Source organism: Xenorhabdus eapokensis, assembly GCF_001908105.1.
Genome location: NZ_MKGQ01000031.1, coordinates 24,823 through 29,474 on the forward strand (window position 1 = coordinate 24,823; position 4,652 = coordinate 29,474).

The 4,652-nt window shown below is 40.3% G+C and carries 4 protein-coding genes, 5 tRNA genes and 2 rRNA genes; 1 reads left to right on the plus strand and 10 read right to left on the minus strand.

Features of this window, described 5'->3' with window-relative positions:
• The 5 genes from Xedl_RS15920 to Xedl_RS15940 all read right to left on the minus strand — a co-directional run.
• Window positions 1-100: GTP-binding protein (locus Xedl_RS15920; RefSeq protein ID WP_234369306.1), on the minus strand; the 100-nt coding region annotated here is incomplete at its 3' end.
• 105 nt (window positions 101-205) lie between these two features.
• Window positions 206-281 (minus strand) — tRNA-Thr (locus tag Xedl_RS15925).
• 6 nt (window positions 282-287) lie between these two features.
• A tRNA-Gly gene (locus Xedl_RS15930) sits at window positions 288-362 on the minus strand.
• A 100-nt stretch (window positions 363-462) separates the two neighbouring features.
• A tRNA-Tyr gene (locus Xedl_RS15935) sits at window positions 463-547 on the minus strand.
• Between the two features lie 15 nt (window positions 548-562).
• Window positions 563-638, minus strand: a tRNA-Thr gene (locus tag Xedl_RS15940).
• Window positions 639-1,067: 429 nt separating this feature from the next.
• Here Xedl_RS15940 and coaA point away from each other — a divergent pair.
• A complete protein-coding gene (coaA, locus tag Xedl_RS15950; RefSeq protein ID WP_074024779.1) occupies window positions 1,068-2,018 on the plus strand; it encodes a type I pantothenate kinase in 951 nt (316 codons plus the stop codon).
• 32 nt (window positions 2,019-2,050) lie between these two features.
• Here the strand turns inward: coaA and birA are convergent, their stop codons facing one another.
• The 5 genes from birA to rrf (Xedl_RS15975) all read right to left on the minus strand — a co-directional run bounded on the left by birA (window position 2,051) and on the right by rrf (Xedl_RS15975) (window position 4,602).
• The gene (gene birA / locus Xedl_RS15955) at window positions 2,051-3,010 is read right to left on the minus strand and encodes a bifunctional biotin--[acetyl-CoA-carboxylase] ligase/biotin operon repressor BirA (protein WP_074024780.1); all 960 of its coding nucleotides are present in this window, start codon (window positions 3,008-3,010) and stop codon (window positions 2,051-2,053) included.
• Window positions 3,007-4,047: a UDP-N-acetylmuramate dehydrogenase gene (murB, locus tag Xedl_RS15960; protein WP_074024781.1), complete on the minus strand. Its 1,041-nt coding sequence runs from the start codon at window positions 4,045-4,047 to the stop codon at window positions 3,007-3,009. The genes birA and murB overlap by 4 nt, the downstream gene beginning before the upstream one ends.
• 163 nt (window positions 4,048-4,210) lie before the next feature.
• Window positions 4,211-4,326, minus strand: a 5S ribosomal RNA gene (rrf, locus tag Xedl_RS15965).
• Between the two features lie 33 nt (window positions 4,327-4,359).
• Window positions 4,360-4,435, minus strand: a tRNA-Thr gene (locus tag Xedl_RS15970).
• A gap of 51 nt (window positions 4,436-4,486) precedes the next feature.
• Window positions 4,487-4,602 (minus strand): 5S ribosomal RNA (rrf, locus tag Xedl_RS15975).
• Window positions 4,603-4,652 lie beyond the last annotated feature (50 nt).

A 4,652-nucleotide genomic window follows, 5' to 3' on the forward strand; every position in this document is an offset into this window, starting at 1 on the left:
TAGTGATTGCAGCAGTCAGGGTAGTTTTACCGTGGTCAACGTGGCCGATAGTACCAACGTTAACGTGCGGTTTTGAACGTTCAAACTTTTCTTTAGACATTAGGTTGTCCCTCTAAGACACGAATCGGTGGTTTCACCACATCAACCAAGCAATTGCTTGCGAGATATTTACAGGAAGAAAATCAGGAGGTAAGAACAGGAGAAATGGTGCTGATAGGCAGATTCGAACTGCCGACCTCACCCTTACCAAGGGTGTGCTCTACCAACTGAGCTATATCAGCACATCTTGGAGCGGGCAGCGGGAATCGAACCCGCATCATCAGCTTGGAAGGCTGAGGTAATAGCCATTATACGATGCCCGCGTGAACTCGGCTACCTGACTTTAATCAGTTGTATACTATATCTCAAGTGTTTTTTCTGGAGTATAACTCGAGCAGAACACTCAAGATCTAAACTGGTTAATGGTGGTGGGGGAAGGATTCGAACCTTCGAAGTCTGTGACGGCAGATTTACAGTCTGCTCCCTTTGGCCGCTCGGGAACCCCACCTTTCCAAATTTTTAATGGTGCCGGCACCAAGAGTCGAACTCGGGACCTACTGATTACAAGTCAGTTGCTCTACCAACTGAGCTATGCCGGCATCAAGTGCTGCGCATTCTAGGAAGAGTTGGCCTGCGATGCAACAAAAAAATTGCTTTTTTTGTTCTTTTGCTCACAAAGTGGTCTCTTTTAATATTTTAGGTGTTTTTTTCAATAGTTTTAGTTTAAATATCCAACAATCAACTCTTGTGCAGGAAGAATCAATAAATGCATTTGCCAATATTTGTTCAAACTTATTTGTATCACCCTATCCTTCTTTTTATATAAAAAGAGAAACTGGCGGCTATAACAGCCTCAGAAATCATACATTTTTTTCATATTTTTGCATTTACCATCAAAAAAATTACTAAAATCATAAAAAATTCTACGCCTACGATAATGCAACCGATATGATGAGATTTATTTTTTGTCGGATACGGGTGTTCTCAACCAACCCGTCCAACCTGCATAGACAGGCAGATGTTGGCTTATGAATAAGAAAGAATCTTTTTTGACAACTCCATATTTACAATTTGATCGTAAACATTGGGCAACATTGCGTGACTCAGTGCCTTTAACATTAACAGAAGAAGAAGTCGCTGCCTTAAAAGGGATCAATGAAGAAATTTCAATAGATGAAGTGATTGAAATTTATCTTCCATTGTCACGCCTACTCAATTTTTATATTAGCTCCAATTTAAGGCGGCAAGCTGTTCTTGAGCAGTTCCTGGGAACAGATGAACAAAAAATACCTTATGTTATTGGTATAGCAGGCAGCGTTGCTGTTGGAAAAAGTACAACCGCACGTTTACTACAGGCATTACTAAGCCGTTGGCCAGAGCATCGTCGTGTCAAGTTAGTGACAACAGATGGCTTTTTGCACTCCAACAATATATTAAATGAACGTGGATTAATGAAAAAAAAGGGGTTCCCTGAATCCTATGATATGCGTAACTTAGTTAAATTTGTCGCGGATATCAAATCAGGCGCAGAAAAAGTCATCGCTCCGGTATATTCTCATCTGAGCTATGACATCGTTCCTGATGAACAACTTATTATCGAAAAACCAGATATTCTTATCCTTGAAGGTTTAAACGTATTACAAAGTGGCATGGATTATCCACATGAACCACATCATGTATTCGTTTCTGATTTTGTTGATTTTTCTATCTATGTAGATGCACCGGAAAAATTACTCGAGCAGTGGTACGTCAATCGTTTTCTTAAGTTTCGACAAGGCGCTTTTTCTGATCCTGACTCTTATTTCCACAATTATTCTAAACTAACGACAGAAGAAGCGATAAAAGTAGCATCGAGTATTTGGCAGGAAATTAACGGATTAAACTTACGACAAAACATCTTACCAACGAGAGAACGGGCTAGCTTGATTATGACGAAAGGAATCAATCACACGATTGAAAGTGTCAGATTAAGAAAATAAAACAAAAGCCGGAAATATTTCCGGCTTTACATTCAACAACCTCTCAAGGAAATTTCACCACCAATATAAGGGGTAACCACGCCATTAATATCAAGTAACAAGGCCCCTTGCTGATCTATTCCGCGAGCTATCCCATGAACTTCCTGATCACCAATAATTAATTTCACTGGGCGATTAATAAAATTATCTAATTCGAACCACCGAGGAGTGAAAGAAGCTAATCCTTCATTTTCAAACTGGATTAATGCTTTTTTAAGTTCCACTATGATTTCAGCAACCAATTTATTCCGTTCAATGATCGTTCCTGATTGCTGTAAATTAGTCCAATTTTGATTAATTGATTTCTGTTGATCGCTATTCATCGAAATATTAATTCCGATTCCGATAACAACATGGGCCGCATCTCCCGTTTTTCCCGTCAGCTCGACCAATATTCCAGCCAATTTTTTATCATCTAAGTATAAATCATTCGGCCATTTTACTTTTACTCTGTCTGCTCCCTGGCAATTAAGAACTTCCGCAATGATAATACCAACCACTAAACTTAAACCTATCGCTGCTGCTGGTCCTTGTTCCAAACGCCAATACATGGATAGATATAAATTTCGACCAAAAGCTGAAATCCACTTCCTGCCACGACGCCCCCTACCAGCATATTGATATTCAGCAACACAGGCATCTCCTGAATCGAGCTCTGCTAATTTTTCCAGGATATATTGATTCGTGGAATCAATAACAGGCATCACTTCAATACAATCATTAGGAAGATAATTTTCAATAATTTCTTTATCCAAAAGATCCATTGGGGCAGGAAAGCGGTAACCTTTACCAGGAAGAGTAAGAACCTCTACTCCCCATTCACGAATAGTTTGAATATGTTTATTGATTCCTGCTCGGCTCATTCCCAACTCTTGACCAAGTTGTTGGCCTGAATGAATCTCGCCATCAGATAACACTTTAATTAATTTTAATGGAGTACTAATATCTTTCATGAAATACATTCCACTGCGTCTATTTCACCTGTACTGCCAATGAAGCGCACCTCAGGCTCTAAGAAGATATTAAATTTTTCTGCAACCTTATTACGTATATAAGCAGCCAAGGCAATGACCTCTTGTCCCGTTGCATTACCTTTATTGATTAATACCAATGCCTGTTTCATGTGTACAGCAGCACCACCAATAGCATAACCCTTCAATTGACATTGTTCGATCAGCCAACCCGCAGCAATCTTTACGCTATGTTTATCATGAGGGTATTGAGGACAGCCGGGATATTCAGACTTAATAGTGTATGCCAACTCAATCGATATAATCGGATTTTTGAAGAAACTACCTGCATTACCTATCAACGCAGGATCTGGCAACTTACTCAGGCGCATTTCACATACAGCATCGAATATTTGTTCTGGAGTGACTTTTTCTCGTGAGAACTGTGATAAAGCGCCGTAGGTTAAAATTGGTTCCCATTTCTTATTTAAACGTAAACCAACCGCGGTGATAGCATAACCATCTTTATATTGGCGCTTAAAAATGCTGTCTCTATACGCAAATTGACACTCATTCGCTGTTAGACGGATTGAATTACCTGTTTTCAGTTCAACAAAGTCCACATACTCACAGACATGTTTAAATTCAACTCCATATGCCCCAATATTCTGGATTGGAGCAGAGCCAACATTTCCAGGGATCAAGGCTAAATTTTCCAAACCATAGATCTGTTGTTTAAATAAATAGGTAATTAGTTTATGCCAGTTTTCACCTGCACCAACATGAATATGCCATGCAGCATCTGACTCTTGTATATTGATACCAAGAATACGATTTAAAATCACAGTGCCTTTAAAATTTTTGGTGAAAAGGACATTACTTCCTCCTCCCAACAATAAAACAGGGTGATGCTTTTTCATCGCTTCTAGCCATAAGGCCAAAAGCGATTCAATAGAAGTAGCTATACCGATATGGTCAGCACTGGCTGAAATGCCAAACGTGTTAAACGCTTTTAGTTGAGTAGATTGACAGGCAGACATTCATTTCAAACTCAATAGGGTAATTTAAGTCGTAGTCTATCAGACTCTATATTTGAAAGATAAGTAAGTCGTTATTACCTAACATCTATCTGTTGATGGAAATCAAAAAAAACCATAAATGCAAAAGGCCACTCATATGAGTGGCCTTTTGACTGGTATTAAAGCTTGGCAGTTCCCTACTCTCACATGGGGAGACCCCACACTACCATCGGCGCTACGGCGTTTCACTACTGAGTTCGGCATGGGGTCAGGTGGGACCGCCGCGCTATTGCCGCCAAGCAAATTCTGTTTTATTTGCCGAACTATTATTCATGGTGCTGATACCCAGATTCGAACTGGGGACCTCACCCTTACCAAGGGTGTGCTCTACCAACTGAGCCATATCAGCAAATGCTAAAACTAAAAAGTGTTGCCAAACGGGCAACACTTATAAATTAATGTCTGGCAGTTCCCTACTCTCACATGGGGAGACCCCACACTACCATCGGCGCTACGGCGTTTCACTACTGAGTTCGGCATGGGGTCAGGTGGGACCACCGCGCTCTTGCCGCCAGACAAATCCTGTTTTCAATCCCGAACAAGCTGTTTTCTCTCTCTGAAACTTT